The 16600-nt window shown below is 43.8% G+C and carries 21 protein-coding genes; 18 read left to right on the top strand and 3 right to left on the bottom strand.

The genetic code is table 11. From position 1 onward, the window contains the following. Positions 1 to 29 precede the first annotated feature (29 nt). From BLP33_RS06230 to BLP33_RS06270, 9 genes are all read left to right on the top strand, one after another. Positions 30 to 191 carry a DUF3606 domain-containing protein gene (locus tag BLP33_RS06230; protein WP_090525853.1) on the top strand — a complete coding sequence of 54 codons (162 nt, stop codon included), beginning with the start codon at positions 30 to 32 and terminating at the stop codon, positions 189 to 191. Beyond that, positions 188 to 409, top strand: a complete 222-nt coding sequence (locus tag BLP33_RS06235; RefSeq protein WP_090525854.1) for a hypothetical protein — start codon at positions 188 to 190, stop codon at positions 407 to 409. Before BLP33_RS06230 ends, BLP33_RS06235 begins: the two co-directional genes overlap by 4 nt. Positions 410 to 560: 151 nt before the next feature. Then, a complete protein-coding gene (locus BLP33_RS06240) occupies positions 561 to 794 on the top strand; it encodes an exonuclease/endonuclease/phosphatase family protein (RefSeq protein ID WP_229701519.1) in 234 nt (77 codons plus the stop codon). Positions 795 to 813: 19 nt separating this feature from the next. Beyond that, a complete protein-coding gene (locus BLP33_RS06245) occupies positions 814 to 1248 on the top strand; it encodes a DUF1810 domain-containing protein (RefSeq protein ID WP_090525855.1) in 435 nt (144 codons plus the stop codon). Further along, positions 1245 to 1433: a hypothetical protein gene (locus BLP33_RS06250; RefSeq protein ID WP_090525856.1), complete on the top strand. Its 189-nt coding sequence runs from the start codon at positions 1245 to 1247 to the stop codon at positions 1431 to 1433. Before BLP33_RS06245 ends, BLP33_RS06250 begins: the two co-directional genes overlap by 4 nt. A gap of 9 nt (positions 1434 to 1442) precedes the next feature. After that, positions 1443 to 1805: a hypothetical protein gene (locus tag BLP33_RS06255; RefSeq protein WP_090525857.1), complete on the top strand. Its 363-nt coding sequence runs from the start codon at positions 1443 to 1445 to the stop codon at positions 1803 to 1805. Then, positions 1802 to 2308 carry a cupin domain-containing protein gene (locus BLP33_RS06260; protein ID WP_090525858.1) on the top strand — a complete coding sequence of 169 codons (507 nt, stop codon included), beginning with the start codon at positions 1802 to 1804 and terminating at the stop codon, positions 2306 to 2308. The genes BLP33_RS06255 and BLP33_RS06260 overlap by 4 nt, the downstream gene beginning before the upstream one ends. Next, positions 2296 to 2517, top strand: a complete 222-nt coding sequence (locus BLP33_RS06265; protein WP_229701520.1) for a DUF2188 domain-containing protein — start codon at positions 2296 to 2298, stop codon at positions 2515 to 2517. Before BLP33_RS06260 ends, BLP33_RS06265 begins: the two co-directional genes overlap by 13 nt. Positions 2518 to 2519: 2 nt before the next feature. Continuing rightward, entirely contained in the window at positions 2520 to 2768 is a 249-nt protein-coding gene (locus tag BLP33_RS06270) for a KTSC domain-containing protein (protein ID WP_090525859.1), read from the top strand. Between the two features lie 93 nt (positions 2769 to 2861). On the opposite strand, the gene BLP33_RS06275 is transcribed toward BLP33_RS06270, so the two are convergent. Further along, positions 2862 to 3041 (bottom strand): hypothetical protein, encoded by a 180-nt coding sequence (locus BLP33_RS06275; RefSeq protein WP_090525860.1) that lies wholly within the window; start codon positions 3039 to 3041, stop codon positions 2862 to 2864. A 148-nt stretch (positions 3042 to 3189) separates the two neighbouring features. Further along, positions 3190 to 3615: a hypothetical protein gene (locus BLP33_RS06280; protein WP_090525861.1), complete on the bottom strand. Its 426-nt coding sequence runs from the start codon at positions 3613 to 3615 to the stop codon at positions 3190 to 3192. A 614-nt stretch (positions 3616 to 4229) separates the two neighbouring features. Between BLP33_RS06280 and BLP33_RS06285 the strand changes: the two genes are divergently transcribed. From BLP33_RS06285 to ligD, 8 genes are all read left to right on the top strand, one after another. Then, positions 4230 to 7856, top strand: coding sequence for an ABC transporter permease (locus BLP33_RS06285; RefSeq protein WP_090525862.1), 3627 nt, complete (start codon positions 4230 to 4232; stop codon positions 7854 to 7856). A gap of 619 nt (positions 7857 to 8475) precedes the next feature. After that, positions 8476 to 8850, top strand: coding sequence for a hypothetical protein (locus BLP33_RS06290; RefSeq protein WP_090525863.1), 375 nt, complete (start codon positions 8476 to 8478; stop codon positions 8848 to 8850). Positions 8851 to 9315: 465 nt separating this feature from the next. Continuing rightward, on the top strand, positions 9316 to 9483 hold the full coding sequence (locus BLP33_RS27395; protein WP_175489945.1) for a hypothetical protein: 168 nt from the start codon (positions 9316 to 9318) through the stop codon (positions 9481 to 9483). A 49-nt stretch (positions 9484 to 9532) separates the two neighbouring features. Next, positions 9533 to 10144, top strand: coding sequence for a DUF2652 domain-containing protein (locus BLP33_RS06295; RefSeq protein ID WP_090525864.1), 612 nt, complete (start codon positions 9533 to 9535; stop codon positions 10142 to 10144). A 37-nt stretch (positions 10145 to 10181) separates the two neighbouring features. Next, entirely contained in the window at positions 10182 to 11189 is a 1008-nt protein-coding gene (locus tag BLP33_RS06300) for a bestrophin family protein (RefSeq protein ID WP_090525865.1), read from the top strand. Between the two features lie 56 nt (positions 11190 to 11245). Then, a complete protein-coding gene (locus BLP33_RS06305) occupies positions 11246 to 12247 on the top strand; it encodes a hypothetical protein (protein WP_090525866.1) in 1002 nt (333 codons plus the stop codon). Between the two features lie 24 nt (positions 12248 to 12271). Continuing rightward, on the top strand, positions 12272 to 12724 hold the full coding sequence (locus BLP33_RS06310; protein WP_090525867.1) for a carboxymuconolactone decarboxylase family protein: 453 nt from the start codon (positions 12272 to 12274) through the stop codon (positions 12722 to 12724). Between the two features lie 65 nt (positions 12725 to 12789). After that, complete coding sequence (ligD, locus tag BLP33_RS06315) at positions 12790 to 14865, top strand: DNA ligase D (RefSeq protein WP_090526236.1); 2076 nt, start codon at positions 12790 to 12792, stop codon at positions 14863 to 14865. A gap of 218 nt (positions 14866 to 15083) precedes the next feature. On the opposite strand, the gene BLP33_RS06320 is transcribed toward ligD, so the two are convergent. Continuing rightward, complete coding sequence (locus tag BLP33_RS06320; RefSeq protein ID WP_175489946.1) at positions 15084 to 15701, bottom strand: DsbA family oxidoreductase; 618 nt, start codon at positions 15699 to 15701, stop codon at positions 15084 to 15086. Positions 15702 to 16013: 312 nt separating this feature from the next. Between BLP33_RS06320 and BLP33_RS06325 the strand changes: the two genes are divergently transcribed. Further along, positions 16014 to 16580, top strand: a complete 567-nt coding sequence (locus tag BLP33_RS06325) for a DUF2652 domain-containing protein (protein WP_090525869.1) — start codon at positions 16014 to 16016, stop codon at positions 16578 to 16580. Positions 16581 to 16600: the final 20 nt, after the last annotated feature.

Genomic DNA, 16600 nt, shown 5'->3' on the forward strand with positions numbered 1-16600 from the left:
CTAATTATTCATAACAAATATATCGACCTATGAGTACAAGAGGAAGTAAAGTGGAAAGGAATTCCGTTTCGAATCAGCCCCACGAGATCAAATATGAAGCACAAAAGGAAGGCACCAGTGCCAAAGCCATCAAAGAAGCCAAGAAATCGGTAGGCAACCAGCGCGCCGCCATTGAAAAGAAGGTGAAATGAGCCGGGCATTTGTCAAAGAGGGCGATGCCGATCAGCTCAAAGATGTGGCAAAGAACATGGCTTCGCTGCTCTTCTTTTTAAAACGCGAGAATGGCGGCCCGGTATATGAACTGCATACCCGCTATAGCGAGAAATACTGGAAAGAAGTGTATGAAATGAGCGATGGCTTAGGTTATATGCTCAATGACGAGAACCAATGGCAAATCATATTAGACTAATGAACACCCCAGGAAAAAACAAAGAACAAACCGATGAGATCGGTGATGACTTAGAAAGCGGCAATGGAGTTAACCTGGCGATCGAACAGCAAGGCGATGACGCTGCCGCCGGAATCCCGCGCGATACCGATGCGGAGAAGCTTTTAAGAAATTGGTTGATCAGGGCTGGACCGATGCCATCCGTCAGCTATATCCCAACGAACGGATCTATACCTTTTGGGATTACCTGCGCAATGCTTACGGCCGGGATGCCGGGCTACTGCTGGATCACTTTCTGCTCAATAAACATATCGCGCCGCGTTTAAGTACCGAACAGGTAGACAAACATGTACGCGACTGGGAACACAGCAGCGACCACGCGCCGGTGTGGATCGAACTGGCATGATATTTAAACCAATTAAACCATGGACACCAAACAGCATTTAAAGCGTTTCCTGGACGCTCAAAGCAGCGATTACGAAACAGCACTGGCCGAGATCAAAAGCGGCCGCAAGCGCAGCCATTGGATGTGGTATATCTTCCCGCAAATTGCCGGTTTGGGAAGCACTGCAACATCCAGGCATTATGCAATAAAAGACATTAGCGAGGCTACCGACTTCTTATTTGACGAAACCCTGGGCCCGCGACTCGTTAAGATCTGTAAAACCCTGCTGGAATTGCCCACCAATGACGCTTTTGAAGTTTTCGGGGACCCCGACGATCTCAAGCTCAGATCAAGTATGACCTTATTCGACGCCGTGCCGGCTACTTTCCCGGTATTCGGGCAGGTATTGGATAAATTCTATCGCGGCGAACGTGATCAGCGCACACTGGATATTTTAAAGCAGCAAAAAATATGAAACTCGGCCCGCAGCTTTTAGCCCTGCTCGATAAGCAATATACACCATCTCAGTTGACAGAAATGGTCTTTCAACGCTATGACCTCGCATTTAAAACCGATGAAACGGGACGCCCGGTCTTATTATTCATCGGCAAAAAAGACGGCCAGGGTAAGATCAAAGGCGAAGGGCCACTGGGACAATAGGGGCAAAATATGAAAAAGAAAAGCTACAAGATCACGTTCAGTTTGCAGGAAGGCTACGCACCCGGCGCAAAAATTCACCGTATCAGCACTGCCGAACGCGTCATTAAAGATTGGCTCGCTGAACGCCTGCAGAAAAAGGAGCCCATCGTGACAGGGCTTTTACAACAAGGCACCTGGTTTTTTCCGGCGAACGACGCCGTCAGCGCATCGCCCACCGCTATCTTTACCGGTGAGCTTTCTGAACCAAAAGACATGAAGCGCAGCAACAAAGAGGTGAAAAATACGCTGCGGTCGCTGACAGCTTTGTTGAAGGAGCGGTTCAAACAAGAATCGGTCTTTATCGTTTATCGTGAAAAGAACTGGTGCGTATGATCAACCAAACAGAAACGCAGGAATTACATATAGATGATGATGGGGTGTTTCCCGGAAACAGGCTGCCGGCGCTGTTGTATAAAGGCGCTCTGGATATTCCGTTTTTGTTTCCGGCCACGCATGTCAGCAAGCTGTTTGCGGCAAACGGATGGAGCAATAGCTGGGATGCGGGCATTTTCACCTATCACCATTACCACAGCGTCACCCATGAAGTGCTCGGCATTTATTCGGGCAAGGCCCGTGTTCAGTTAGGTAACGATGCCGGTCCCGTCATCCTGCTGGAGAAAGGCGACGTACTGATCATTCCGGCCGGTGTAGTCCACAAAAATCTCGATGAAGAAAATGATGTTGGCGTGGTCGGGGCTTACCCGGACGGTAAAGATTACGATATGAATTACGGCAAACCCGGTGAAAGGCCAGGAACCGATAAGAATATCGCAGCCGTGCCCTTGCCCAAAACAGATCCGCTGACGGGCGAAGTGATCAAACAATGGAAAAATTAAAAAAGGAGGATTTTATGCCATGGTATAACGGCGACTACCCGCCATGTTATAAAAACCAGCCGAAATACCTGCGGGAAAAAGCGATAGAAATCGCTAACGAGATCATTAAGGAAAGCGGCGACGAAGGCATCGCTATCGCAACCGGGCTGAAACGGGCACGGCAATATTTCGAAGAGCACCCGGAAGAAGTACCTGAAAACGAAAAGTAATCATGCCCTCTGCAGTCATCAAATCTTACAGCTATGATGCCGCCAGCGAAACGCTGGAGATCGTATATCACTCCGGCAAGGTTTATCATTACCTCAACGTGCCTGAAAAAGTATTTAAGGAGATGCGCTCTACCATGGTCAAAGGTATCTGGTTCAACCGGTACATCAAGGGCAAATATCCGTTCGAGGAAGCTACGCCAGGTTTAAACCAAACGAATTTATTTGAAGATCAACTAAAAAAAAGTCCGTAAGACAGACTTGTGTTAACGCTGATACCCGCTCCTCGGTTGGTTGCCATTATTTGGCGAGCTTTTAGAATTGAAGCCGATACAAACCAATCACGACTATTCCAGGTTCGCGCCTGCCGTCACGAATGAACAGGCTTTGCCGGCTGAACTGTTCAGGGAAATGGTAACGCCCAGGCAAAAAAAATGCCCGGCGGGCCCCGCCGTGGAATGGCCATTTTTACCAACGGGAACAACGGCTTCGCCTTGATCAAGCAGGTCCTGAAAGCGGCGTTTCACTTGAAAAACTTACGTCTTAAAGTAGAGAACGGCTCCGAAATTAACTGTGGCGGGCGGCAATCAGCGCCAGGGTACTCCTCCTTTGACCATATTCGTTCAGCTTCATTTATTTAACCCTATTTAGCGGTCTGTTGGAAGCCATTCCCTTTTATGCTGCGGTTTTGCCTTTGGCATCTATTAACTGAAAGCCCGCCTTCACGGCCCTCGTTTTTTTCATATAGCGTACTTCCAGGGAATCCCTATAATTAATGGCCAGTTTAATTTTATCCGGGCTTAAAAAAGTAGCTGTAAAAGGATAGTTTTCTCCTATGGTGATCCTTCCGGCGATGTAATTGGCCTGTTGATCACGGATCTTAAAATAGCCGGTATAACAATGTAGTTTTCTGGTTACGCTTATCTTGCCGCCGGGAAAAAAGGCGATCTGAAAATTTTTTAACGAGTCCGCAACCGGATCTTTCTCCGTCCAATAGCCATAAATGGTATTGGCAGGTTCTATTCGTTTGGTATAGGTTTTGAAATCAAAACCTGAACAAATACCGAGAACGATAAAGCTGCTTAATACGATAGTTTTCATAGCGATCCATTTTTTTATCACTCATCTAAAATTAGGTGAGAATGAAAAGATGGTCAACAGATTTAACGTTTTTTAACAACCATATCTTGCCAATCGGCGTTCACCTATGTATAGCAACGCTATACTTTGTATGTTTTTCTCATCTAATAAAACGTTTTACCAAAATCTATAGATACCTGTCTTTTCTCCTGATGCTCAGCGAAAAGCGAGGCAACACCGTTTTTCCGTTTTTCACCCTTTGTTTTTTCCCTCACCAGCCTGCTTCTTTCTTGCCTCCCAAAGCATCGCAAATTTTGCCGCTTCTATCTCGTAAGACTTTTATAAAAGGCTACGGCATAATAAAGCATTCTGCTTTACCCTTGGGGACTTAAGCGGCTGAAGCCGTCCCTGCGCCGACCAAAAAAGGGCCATTGCCTGGTTATTTTGCTGCGCTCAATTAGAAAAGATGCATAGCGCTGGTTGAACTGGCGAACACCGATGATTTATTTAAAGAGCTGAACGCTTAAGTAATAGTTCAATCCCAATTGAATTCAGAAGTTGCCGGAATCGAACACAAATCGTCCGTTTTCGTTACAACCTGTTTTTGCTACCTTGTCATAAATAATTAATTTTCAATGATATTCACCCATGGAATGCGTATTGTTGCAAACTTTTTATTGGAAAACTTTACAATAAAGATCGGCATTACTGAGATAGTTTACCTGGGAGCGATCTATAGTAGCCTGGGTATGGCTGCACTTCTGGTTGTTGATAAAAGAAGCCCGAGGAAGGATTGCTGGCCATTAGCAGTGGCCCTGGTCTTGATGCAATTTTCCCTTGTGAGCATCGTGGCTATAAAAGGGCGGTTCCCTGTTGATCTGCCAGACAGCCTCATGGGTTTAGGCCCTCTGATTTACTTTCAGGTATTGAAGAAATGCCGGCCACTTGAAAAGCTTACATCAATGTACACATGGCATTTCCTTCCCTTGCTCATCACTTTAGGCATTCCGTTATGCTATCCCGCAAAAGCGACATGGCTAAACGCGTTCTCCCCGGTTTCAGTCCTGCTTTACCTGGTGGCGGCTCATCGGGAAATAGTGGCCATGTATCATAGCCGAACCTTTATCGAGGGTGACCGTAACAGGAACGAAATAGAATGGCTTCACCGGCCTTTGATAATGTTAGGCGCAGTCTGGCTGCTCTTGTTAATTTTAGGGACCGGACATTATTTAATGATCAAAAATCCGGTACTATCCGCGATTGAACACTTCTTGTACCTGCTGTCAGCCATGTTGTTGATCTGGCTCGCCTTCCGGACTTTTATTCGGACGCAAGGAAATTTGGATGTACCAGGAACCTCAGCTATAAAGCTTAACTTGAATGCTGATCTGAGACGTAAGGGTGGCCAATTGAAAGCAGCTTTGAAGCTGGAACACTACTACCGGGACCCGGAACTGGACCTCCGGTCGCTGGCTGAAAAAATGGATGTTCATCCTAATGAACTTTCCAGGATCATTAACGCGGTATTCAAAAAGAGTTTCAATGAGTTGATCAATGAATACCGGATCAATGACGTTATGCGAAAAATGCAGGACAGAAATTATGACCACCTGACCTTGCTCGGCATTGCTTATGAATCTGGTTTTAACTCCAAATCCACTTTCAACCGGACATTCAGGGAAATGACAGGACAAAGTCCCGCCGAATATAAAAACGAATTAAAAAATAAGCGCCCAACTTATAACCTGGGACGAACAGGACACTTCGCTGGCCGACCTTCGGGTCATAAAACAGCCACGATTCAGGCTAAACTGGAATTAAAGCGAAAACTCATGTTGAAAAATTATTTAAAAATCGCCTGGCGTAATTTAAAGCGAAACAAGATCTACACGACGATCAACATTACCGGATTATCCGTTGGTATTGCAGCCTGCCTGCTGATATTCCTGGTCATTAAATTTGAAACGAGCTTTGACGATTACCACCAAAAGCGTGATCGGATCTACCGGGTGGTCAGGATCAGCAACGGGCCTGACGGGGTGCATGCGGGCGTTGGCACACCGTTGCCGATAACCGAAGCTTTGAAACTTGACTTCCCGCAACTGGAGCAGGTGGCCAATATCATGCAAAATTCTAATTCGCACTACACCGTGGATGACCTGCAACATACAGGCGTTGCCCGAAAGTACAGGGAGCCGCTGGCTTATTACGCCGATCCGGAATTGTTCGGCGTGTTCGATTTCAAGTGGCTGGCGGGTGATCGAAATACCGCGCTTTCGGCACCAAATACCATTGTGCTGTCCCGCGAGGAGGCCAATAAATTTTTCGGCGATTGGCGGACCGCCGTGGGCAAAACGGTGAAGTTCGAAAATGCGCACGACCTGCAAGTCACCGGGATATTTGATGATACACCGGTCAACACTGATATCCCGATGAAACTAGCCGTTTCATGGGCGACATTAACGGTGGCAGGCGGAGAACTTTATGATAGCCAGCAAGACTGGGTCAGTACCTTTGGGGCGAAGAACTGTTATGTGGTTTTGCCGCCCGGTTTAACGGCCGAACGGTTTAATAAGGACCTGCTTGCTTTTGCAAAGCGCCACTTGCCCGCAACTCAGCAAAAAGGTGGAAGCTACCAATTGCAGCCATTAAGCGATATACACTACAATACCGACACGACCGTTTACAGCGGACATCCTTTCAGCAGGCAGCTGATCAATGTGATCGGCCTGATCGGATGCTTTCTGTTGCTGATCGGCTGTGTTAATTTTATCAATCTCGCTACCGCGCAGGCGGTCAACCGTTCAAAAGAAGTGGGGGTGCGAAAGGTAATGGGCAGCAGCCGGCTGCAACTCGTTCTGCAATATATGAGTGAGACTTTGATCATTACCACCCTGGCGGTATCGTTGGCCGTTGTGATGGCGGTATTGGCCGTGCCGATGCTCAATAACTTGCTGGATACTGAATTACGCCGTTCTTTTTTAAATGATCCTGTTATCATCATGTTTTTGTTGGGCGTCATTGCCGCCGTTACGCTGGTCGCCGGGCTTTATCCGGCCTTTGTACTTTCCGGTTTCAATCCCGTCGCAGCAATGCGTAACCAGGTGACCGCCGGCAGGGCCAGCGGCATGTCGCTCCGCAGGGTATTGGTACTGGCACAATTTTGCATCGCTCAGTTTTTGGTGATCGGAACACTGGTCCTGCTGCGTCAAATGGACTATTTTCAAAACAAACCACTGGGATTCAATAAAGACGCAGTGATCACTGTCCCGGTTCCTGCAGATAGTTTGAGCCGATTGAAATTAAACAGCCTGAAGAATGAGCTGCTCACGCAATCCGGCATCAAAAATGTCAGCCTGAGTTTGTTCGGGCCATCTGATAAGAGCGGTTGGGCTACGGATATCAAGTACGACAACGCTGCCAAACCGGCAAATTTCGCGGTTAACTTAAAATGGGCAGACCGGGAGTATTTCAAATTATACGAAATGCAATTCGTTGCCGGCGGGCCATATCCGCAAGGCGATGTGGTAAAAGGCTATGTGGTCAATGAAGCGCTGGTTCGGCAACTCGGCATCTCCGATCCGAAACTGGTCATTGGCAAATATATTATGCTTTGGGACCGCAAGGATCTCTACGCCCCGATCGCCGGCGTTGTTAAAGACTACCATATCAGATCTTTGCAAAACGCCATTCCACCGGTTTTGATGGGCGCTTCTTTGAATCAGTACGCAAAACTTAACATCAAGATCGATCTGCACCATGTTGATCAAACGCTTTCAGCAATTGAACGGCTATGGAACAAAACCTATCCTGCAGGAGTCTATGAGTATCAGTTCCTGGACCAGACCATCGCCAATTTTTATAAAAAGGAAAATGCGCTTGCGGTGCTGTATGAGATCTTCGCATCGGTTGCCATTTTTATATCTTGCCTTGGCCTCTATGGTTTGGTTTCGTTCATGGCGGTACAACGAATCAAGGAAGTCGGCATCCGTAAAACGCTGGGCGCGTCGGTGATCAATATCGTCTATTTGTTTTATAAAGAATTCACGGTGCTCATTCTAATTGCCTTTGCCGTCGCTGCGCCGATTGGCTATTACTGCATGGAAAAATGGCTGCTGGATTATACCTACCGCATTCAGATAGGACCCGGCGTATTTGTGATAGCCATCGCCAGCTCCGTTTTTATTGCCTGGGCTACTGTCAGCTCAAAGGCGATCAAGGCGGCGTTGACCAATCCGGTAAAGAGCCTAAAGAGCGAATAATTTTTTAATGTTACCCAGATCAACGGGATTGTAAGAGGCACTATATGGATATTCCGGTATGCTTGACCATGCTGTTACGTGCTTTTTAGAGCAACGAATTGTGTTAGTGGATCTTAAACTTGGCTATTTACTTCAAGAAGATAGCGTGGTCAAAGTGTAACGGAACACTGTGAACTCTTTTTCGGAATGCACTGGTCAACAGATCCGGATTATCCATGCTGGCTTTTGAGTAGGATTTTTTTGCGTTGAATTATGGCTGGGACAGAACATCTAAAAAAAGACCGGTAATTGATTCCTTTATTTTAAAAAATATATTTTCGGTCTGGACAACTTGCGATGCCTGCCAAACGCTGCTTTTCAAGTATATCCCTGCCACATATAATAACATTCAAGTTTCGTATTTAATCGTCCAATCGTAACGCTCTATTTCGTCAATCCAACCCGTTTATTGTCGAAATAAGGTCTATAACTTTACTATGAACACACGCTTAGTCTGAAAATCAATATTTTAAAAACTGGCATCGGTCTTGTCTCGCTTTCCCTATAATGATAGCTTAACACATCTGGTTTAACTACAATTCCAACAAACAAAATAATTAACCCTCAAAAAATTAAAAAGATGAATAGTGAACAATTAATTGAATTAACCCGGGAACTGATTTATCACGCAACGCATTTTGACGTGGAATACGTTAATAAAGCTTATGCTGATAAATTACTTATTGTAAAAGTTGACGAAGATGGTGTCGTTGACACTATGAATAAAGAACAACTCATGGCTTTCATAAAGCAAAACAAAGATTTAAACACCGAGCCATTATCTACTAAAACCGAATATCACTACGCTGTATGTGATGGGGATATGGGTATGGTTGTAATTACGCGTGAATTGGTTTTTGATGGAAAATTGAACAGAAAATATTTTACAGTGATTTGGGAATATCTATCAGGCAGATGGCAGGTTGTTAAAGAATCGGCAGTGGTTCGTAATTAATAAATCACAACCACATTCTACCTCATATTATCTTCCGTCTTCCGACCGCAATGGCCTGTACAGGTCTCCATTATCAAACAACCAACAGCGTACTGTCTTGCTGTTGGTTGTTTGAGTTTTAAAACATATTTCCGAAGCCTATCACTTTCCTGGCCGTGAAAAGCCCGCCATTTTAATTCGCTTATCACGGGTGTAAAAAAGCTTTCGATTCCGCCTTGCTTCTCTCAAGGCCCTATCCTCTCCTTCAATACGCTGTATTTGGTGTAACATCAGCATGTTCGGCGAAATAAGGTGCAATTAAAACTCAACCAAATCAACAAACAACTCAAAACCAATTAATTACCAGATGGCACAAGGCTTGCAAAAAGTAAAAAGCCGTCTCGCTGATGATCCAGAACATCAATACAGACTGAGCAAGGCGATAAATAAGGCTGGCAACAATTTAAACATTAAAAAAACATCAACATGGGAAACTGGCTATTCGGATCGCACAGCGATCCTCACAAAAAGAACGATCAATCAGAAGAAATGGCATCAGAAGGTTACGATCCAAATGAAGAAAGCCTTGAGGAAGGAGGCGAATATATGGACGACTCATTAAGGATGGTTGAACAGCCGCTTCAGGATGAATAAAGCGATCTGAATATATATCCACATAAAATCTAATTAAAACATTGAAGGAATGAACGAAGATCATAGGGGAACCATTTTTATTGTAGATATCAGCGGCTATTCAAAATTTGTTACCGAGACGGAGAATGAAGCAGGAAGCCTGATTGTTTGCAGTCTGCTTGAGTCAATTATTGATGCCAACCGGCTTTCATTCAACATTTCAGAAATTGAAGGTGATGCTATACTTTTTTACAGTCATGGCCCGGTTTTCCCTGTTAAAGAAATCCTTTCACAATTTGAACTTATGCTCGAGGCATTTAAAAACAGGCTCAAAACCTTTAAAGAAAGTTTTCCGCAAACCAGCTTTCTTTCAATTAAACTGGTGGTGCATTACGGGGTGATCGGGAGATTTGCTGTTGGGAGTTATTCCAAACTATTCGGTCAGGCTGTTGTAGAAGCGCATAGGCTTTTAAAAAACGGCATTGATACGCATACCTACGCGCTGATCACTAAAGAATATTTCAACGAACAGCGACAAAACGATTTTATGCTACCAGACGAAGCCACCGAGGTTTGTGAACTATATGATGTTGGCCGGCTTTGCTACACCTATTTCCCGTTCAATACCGGTCCGCTCCCATTATACCCGCAGGATTTAAACCTCGGGCAAACAGGCACCTAAAACCATAAAACTTCATTCAAAACAATCATCTATCAATATGCACGCCGGAAAATCATATAAACTGCCAGAGTTCCTGGTTTGGACCAGACGAAAAATATACAAGCTTTTTGTGCTTGGCCTTATACCGGTCATCCTTTATGAGGTGCTGGGGTTTAAATGGCTTGATATTCCCTGGGCTATTATAGGATTGGTGGGTACAAGCGCCGCATTTATAGTTGGTTTTACTAACACGCAAACTTACCGGCGTACCGACGAAGGGCAACAAATGTGGACCAGCATATTCAGTCAAAGCCGGGCATGGGGACTTATCAGCCGCGATTTTTTTAATAATCCAGAGAAAAGCAAACTACTTATTTATCGCCACATTGCCTGGCTTACGGTTCTGCGTTATCAGCTAAGGGAAGAGCGCATTTGGGAAAGCGTTGGTAAAAAGCACAACGCCGAGTACCAACAATACTATACCGTACCCGAATGGAAAACGCCACTTGAGAGTGAACTCATAAATTATCTTCAGGACGATGATTTGAGGCACATCATCAATACCAATAATAAAGCCACCCAGATTATGGCCTTACAAAGCGGAACTATTAAACAATTGTATGAACAAGGCGAAATTGCCGTGCTACAATTTGTAGAAATGGAACGCGCCATCCGCGATTTTTATACGCAGCAGGCTAAGGCTGAGCAAATAAAAAACTCACCGTATCCCCGTCAATATGCCATTATCAATACCTTTTTTGTCTGGCTGTTTTGCATCATCCTCCCTTTTGGCATGCTTAAGGATTTTGATCATCTCAATAACGAGGTGCAAGGTATAATGAAAGGATACATGGTTTGGTTAGTGACACCGTTCAGCACGCTGATATCATGGATCTATACATCTCTTGAACAGGTTGGCGAAAGCACCGAAAACCCGTTTGAAGGCAGTGCTAATGACGTACCCATTTCGCAAATGAGCCGGAGCATTGAAATTGAATTAAGAGAGTTTTTGGGCGAAAAAGATCTGCCAATCGAATTAACGGCTCAAAATAACATTGTAATGTAAGCGATACCTGATTTAAAACTCTGAAACATAATTAATGAACCTAAAATAAATTAAAGATGGAAACATTAAACATGGAAATTAAAAACACGGCACCTGTTTTAACCAATCTTTTACAGATTGTAGAAAGCGGTTTGCTTTCAGAAAACATTTACCTCACACTTACAGACGAAGGTTCAGAACAATCTTTATCCGGCTTAAGGATAAACAAACTGGGTGTTACCGAAGCACCAATCCCTGAAATCCTAAAGCTTTTAGGTATCCGCAGTATCACCTTAAATGCAAGTCATGATTTTACCGAGCTGTCAAAACTAACGGTAACACTACCACCTGCGGAGGTTGAACAATACTTATGGACATTTTTCAGGGATGAAACTGTTATTGCCGAACTACGCTCATTATTTAGCAATTGCCGCACTATTGCTTTTGATGATTGGGCAGCCATCACAGGTGCCTCTAACCTTTGGAACGGTTTATTGGCTGAGGTTATAAGGCCACTGGGCAAGAAAGATCTTGAATTTATCTTTTACCTGGGAGATCCCGGGAATAAACTCTCCTTCCAGGTAGATGAGGCAATCGATCTTATCAGCGAGTTTTCGCACCATGGCCAGGTAACCTTTGCCCTTGATGCAAGCGAGGCGATGAAGCTATGGATGGTATTGAACGGTGTAAACCCCGATACTCCATTAGAAGGGCAAACCCCGTCCGATCTTAACAAAAAATACTTCTCCATTTATAGAACGATGGACGTTAGCCGCCTGTTGATATACTCAGCCGACAATGCAATATTATTCTCAAGCGATCAGCAATTTGTACTTAGTCGAAAAAAAGTTGAGCATCATATTGAAATAAGCGCAAACGCAAGGCAAGATTTTATTGCCGGCTTCAGCATTGGCTTGTTAAAGCACCTTGACATTGCTCATTGTATAGCACTCGGTCTTATTGTATTTGGCTGCTACGGCGAATTTAACTCACAACCCGGTCAGCAAGATCTGTCGCTATATATCCAAAACTGGATCAAAGATCTCGAAAAACCCGATAGCATACACCTTTACGAATAAATAACAATCTTAATTTAATTATCAATGGAACAAAGAATCGATCTATTTGCCAAAGGGGCAAACACACTTAAATCGCTCTTTCAGGCTGGAGCTTACCTAAAACATTCTAAGATAGAAGCACCGCTTCAGGAACTGATTTTTTTCAGGGTATCCCAAATGAATGGCTGTGCTTATTGCCTGGATATGCACTCAAAAGATGCCCGCGCGCACGGTGAAGCCGAGCAGCGTTTGTATGGAGTAAGCGCATGGCGCGAAACACCGTATTTCACAGATCGTGAGCGTGCAGCTTTAGGCTGGGCTGAGGCCGTAACTAAATGCGACGTGTCCGACAGTGTTTACGAACGTGTAAAACCTCATTTCACCGATGAAGAGCTTATCGATCTTACACTCGCTGTTACAACCATTAACACATGGAACAGGTTTAACCTTTCCTTTCCACAGGTTGCAGGAACTTACCAGGTAGGTCAGTTTGGTTGATCAACCTTTTGCATGGGCCGGGCTTTACCAGCCCATGCAAATTTCAGCAAACAGCCAACACAACCATGACAACCACCCAGAATCTTGATATGGATAAGAACCCCGCTTTTAACGATGAAAAACAACCAGGGCAATTAACGTTAGATGAACTGCTGGCAAACGCTCCCTTAGCAACGTTGCCGCCGGATTTTAAACCTATGAAACCGACTCTGGTTGATGCTCCTTTTAACGATCCCGACTGGCTATTTGAAAACAAATGGGATGGTTACCGGGCAATTGCCGTTATTAATAAACATAACACCAAACTGCTTTCACATAACGAAGTTTCATTTGCCAAATACTATCCCATTATTGATGTACTAAATACATGGCCATGCAATGCAGTTATTGATGGCGAGATAGTAGTAATGGGTAACGACGGAAAAACCGATTTTGGAGCTTTGCAAAATTGGGAAAGTGAAAAAGACAGTACACTGGTATACCAGGTATTTGACATCCTATGGTATGAGGGCCGCAATCTGATGGGGTTACCGTTGAAACAACGGCAGGCAATTTTAAAGTATATTATACTACCGGGCAACCATATTATCCGCCGAAGCATACCTGTACCTGCTAATGGAACAGTTCTGTTTGCAAATGCCGAAAAGCACGGCTACGAAGGTATAGTTGCCAAACGTGCCGATAGCGTTTACACGCCAGATAAACGCTCAAAAGCCTGGTTAAAAATAAAAGTACAGCGCAGGCAGGAAGTAGTTATAGGTGGATTTACTAAAAACAAAAGCACCATCAAACCATTCAGCGCTTTACTATTGGGCGTTTACGAAAACAACAAATTGCGGTTTGCTGGAAAAGTTGGAACGGGCTTTTCGATAGACTTGCAAACCAAAATGCTGCAAAACTTTACGCAATATATTACTGATACCAATCCTTTTGATACTGAAGGCACAAGCCAGATATCACCGCTAAATAAAAGGGTGCCGGGCGAAACATTTACCTGGCTTAAACCCAAGCTGATATGTGAAGTTAATTTTGCCGAGATCACTAAAGACGGGCTTTTAAGGCAGGCATCATTTAAAGGGATGCGCATTGATAAACAGGCCATTGATGTAATTTTAGAAACACCTAAAGATATCATTGCAACCATAGCCGGTGAAGAAAGTAAAGGGAGTACTTCTCTATCATCTGATCAGCCCCCAGCAACCACTTTTATTCCGCGGGGCAACGATTCGGCAACAATTAATTTTAACGGATCCGAATTGCAGTTTACTCATCTTAATAAGATTTACTGGCAACAGGAAATGGTGACAAAACGGGACATGCTTAACTATTATATAGCTGTTGCCGAGCATATGCTCCCCCATCTCTACGGCAGGGCGATGTCATTAAATCGCTTTCCTGATGGTGTTGGCGGCCCGCATTTTTATCAGAAAGATGTTACAGGCAGGGCCCCTGCCTGGGCTACCACTTATGCACACGATACAGCCAAAGGTGAACATCATAATTATATAGTAGGTAGCGATATTTCGAGCCTGTTGTGGATGGCCAGACAGGGCTGTATTGAGATAAACCCATGGCTAAGCCGTGTTAACTCACCCGAAAATCCTGATCATTGTGTGATTGATCTTGATCCTGACGAACATAATACTTTCGATCAGGTAATTGAGGCGGCGCTTATGGTAAAGAGAATAGCTGATATGCTTGGCATTCCTTCATTCCCAAAAACATCCGGATCAACCGGCATCCATATCTACATTCCACTGGGCGGGGGATATACTTATGAACAATCGCAGGTGCTTGCTAAACTCATCGTATCTGCCGTTAACAAGGAGTTACCTCATTTTACTACGCTTGAAAGAATGACAACTTCCAGGCACGGCAAAATGTACCTTGATTTTCTACAAAACCGGCCTGAGGCTACTATAGCCGGTGTGTATTCGCTCAGGCCTAAACCAGGTGCAACCGTTTCGATGCCGCTACATTGGGATGAAGTTAAACATGGACTAAAAATGCGTGATTTTACCATTTTCAATGCTATAGACCGGCTTAAAGAAACCGGCGACCTTTTTAAAGGGGTATTAAACAAAGGCATTGACCTGCTCAACACAATTCAAAAAGCAGAGAACCTGTTTGGTAACCATTGATTTATGACGACGTGCTAAATAAAATATATTAAAGGACAGCTTGCCACCCGCCGTAACGAAGATGACGGGTGCCAGCTTATCGAGGATGTTGTAATGGGTATGCACTTTCCACCCGTTCGTGCATAAAACAAACCTACGCCGGCATAGCATAGCTATGCAAACCGGTCAGCAACGCGATAAGTCGGCGGGCGGTAACACCTTTAACTATATCTGATTTATCAATCACTAATCCTTTTCATCAGCTCTGCAAATACCGTCACCGGCTGGGCACCGGTTATTGAATACTTTTCATTGAATAGAAAAAAGGGGATTTTGCCAATGCCTATACGTTGTGCCCGGTGTTCATCGGCCCTTACTTCGGCCGAATAGTTATCACTTTCCAAAAGTGGTTTCGCATCAATACCAATTTCAGAGGCCAGCGTGATCAATTGTTTTTTACTGCCGATATGTTTTCCCTCCTCAAAATAGGCTTTAAAAATCCTATTATTCATTTCCACTTCTTTACCCTCATCTACAGCAAAATGAATTAGCCTGTGTGCATCAAAAGTATTTGTTCGGATCACTTTATCAAAATCGATGATCAATCCTGCTGCCTGGCCAGCGGCTGCTATAGTATCTATTGTTTGCTTTGCTCTTAGTGGAGATAATTTATATTGACGCGTTAAGGTGATATACTGTGTTTCATTATTATCAACCGCTATTTCCGGATCAAGCTCAAAGCTACGGAGCACAACGTTTGGCTGCTCACCGGCATGTAGCTTAATAGAGTTTTCTAAATGCTTTAAACCGATATAGCAATAAGGACATGCCACATCAAACCAAATTTCAATTTTCAATACTTTATGTTTAATCTAACTAACAACCAATATGACCGGATTGGACAAGATTTATAATATTTTATTTCATACCTATAAATCCTATCTTCAATAATTGTCCATATTTAATTGTACTGACCTCATTTAAAACACCATATTTCGTGACTTCTACTACCCGTCGTCGAAATGAAGTATAAAGCCAACCCACAAAACAAGATAAAACACTAACCAACAACACGTTAATACGTGGCATCTACATTGCCAAATTCATGCTCAAATACAGCATTCTAAAGTGTCGTAAAGTGTTGTTTTATAAAATGAACCGATTACACCATGGAAAAAGATTTAAAAGGCAATATCTTTATTATTGATATCAGCTATTATATAAACTATATTGAAGATATCGATAACGAGATACGCGCATGCATTATTGATAAATTATTAAGATCTATAATCAGGGCTAATCATTTATCCTTTCTGATATCAGAGATAGAAGACGATACCATACTCTTTTTTCGCTATGGACCAGCCTTTCCGGTTCGGATAATTTGGGGACAACTGGAAGCAATTCTTGCCTCGTTTAGCTGCGAATTGGATTTGCTGAAATATTATGTACCTGCAGCCCATCAGCCATCTGTTAATATCGTTATACACTATGGTAACCCTGGTAACTTTTCAAAAAAAGAGCGCTCGGAGTTGCAGGGAACTATTATAGCCGGTCCTTATAGTTTGTTAAAAAATAAAACGGTACTGCATACGCATGCCTTAATTACAAATCAATACCTCGAAGCGCAAGTACAGGAAGCAATACCTACCGAAGGCCGGGTTTGTGAATTATACCATGCAAGTACGCCTCGCAATTTGTCGCTGCAAATTGGCAGCTTTTCAAAAACAGCATAAGCCAACCGCAATTATTAATG

Source organism: Mucilaginibacter sp. NFR10, assembly GCF_900100445.1.
GTDB classification, from domain to species: Bacteria; Bacteroidota; Bacteroidia; order Sphingobacteriales; family Sphingobacteriaceae; genus Mucilaginibacter; species Mucilaginibacter rubeus.

Excerpts from the sequence above, each read along its gene's own strand:
- BLP33_RS06270 (WP_090525859.1), top strand. The coding sequence starts at position 2,520 with ATGCCCTCTGCAGTCATCAAATCTTACAGCTATGATGCCGCCAGCGAA.
- BLP33_RS06300 (WP_090525865.1), top strand. The coding sequence starts at position 10,182 with ATGCACGCCGGAAAATCATATAAACTGCCAGAGTTCCTGGTTTGGACC.
- BLP33_RS06235 (WP_090525854.1), top strand. The coding sequence starts at position 188 with ATGAGCCGGGCATTTGTCAAAGAGGGCGATGCCGATCAGCTCAAAGAT.
- BLP33_RS06265 (WP_229701520.1), top strand. The coding sequence starts at position 2,296 with ATGGAAAAATTAAAAAAGGAGGATTTTATGCCATGGTATAACGGCGAC.
- BLP33_RS06295 (WP_090525864.1), top strand. The coding sequence starts at position 9,533 with ATGAACGAAGATCATAGGGGAACCATTTTTATTGTAGATATCAGCGGC.
- ligD (WP_090526236.1), top strand. The coding sequence starts at position 12,790 with ATGACAACCACCCAGAATCTTGATATGGATAAGAACCCCGCTTTTAAC.
- BLP33_RS06310 (WP_090525867.1), top strand. The coding sequence starts at position 12,272 with ATGGAACAAAGAATCGATCTATTTGCCAAAGGGGCAAACACACTTAAA.
- BLP33_RS06260 (WP_090525858.1), top strand. The coding sequence starts at position 1,802 with ATGATCAACCAAACAGAAACGCAGGAATTACATATAGATGATGATGGG.
- BLP33_RS06285 (WP_090525862.1), top strand. The coding sequence starts at position 4,230 with ATGATATTCACCCATGGAATGCGTATTGTTGCAAACTTTTTATTGGAA.
- BLP33_RS06255 (WP_090525857.1), top strand. The coding sequence starts at position 1,443 with ATGAAAAAGAAAAGCTACAAGATCACGTTCAGTTTGCAGGAAGGCTAC.
- BLP33_RS06245 (WP_090525855.1), top strand. The coding sequence starts at position 814 with ATGGACACCAAACAGCATTTAAAGCGTTTCCTGGACGCTCAAAGCAGC.
- BLP33_RS06305 (WP_090525866.1), top strand. The coding sequence starts at position 11,246 with ATGGAAACATTAAACATGGAAATTAAAAACACGGCACCTGTTTTAACC.
- BLP33_RS06290 (WP_090525863.1), top strand. The coding sequence starts at position 8,476 with ATGAATAGTGAACAATTAATTGAATTAACCCGGGAACTGATTTATCAC.
- BLP33_RS06230 (WP_090525853.1), top strand. The coding sequence starts at position 30 with ATGAGTACAAGAGGAAGTAAAGTGGAAAGGAATTCCGTTTCGAATCAG.
- BLP33_RS06250 (WP_090525856.1), top strand. The coding sequence starts at position 1,245 with ATGAAACTCGGCCCGCAGCTTTTAGCCCTGCTCGATAAGCAATATACA.
- BLP33_RS27395 (WP_175489945.1), top strand. The coding sequence starts at position 9,316 with ATGGGAAACTGGCTATTCGGATCGCACAGCGATCCTCACAAAAAGAAC.
- BLP33_RS06280 (WP_090525861.1), bottom strand. The coding sequence starts at position 3,615 with ATGAAAACTATCGTATTAAGCAGCTTTATCGTTCTCGGTATTTGTTCA.
- BLP33_RS06325 (WP_090525869.1), top strand. The coding sequence starts at position 16,014 with ATGGAAAAAGATTTAAAAGGCAATATCTTTATTATTGATATCAGCTAT.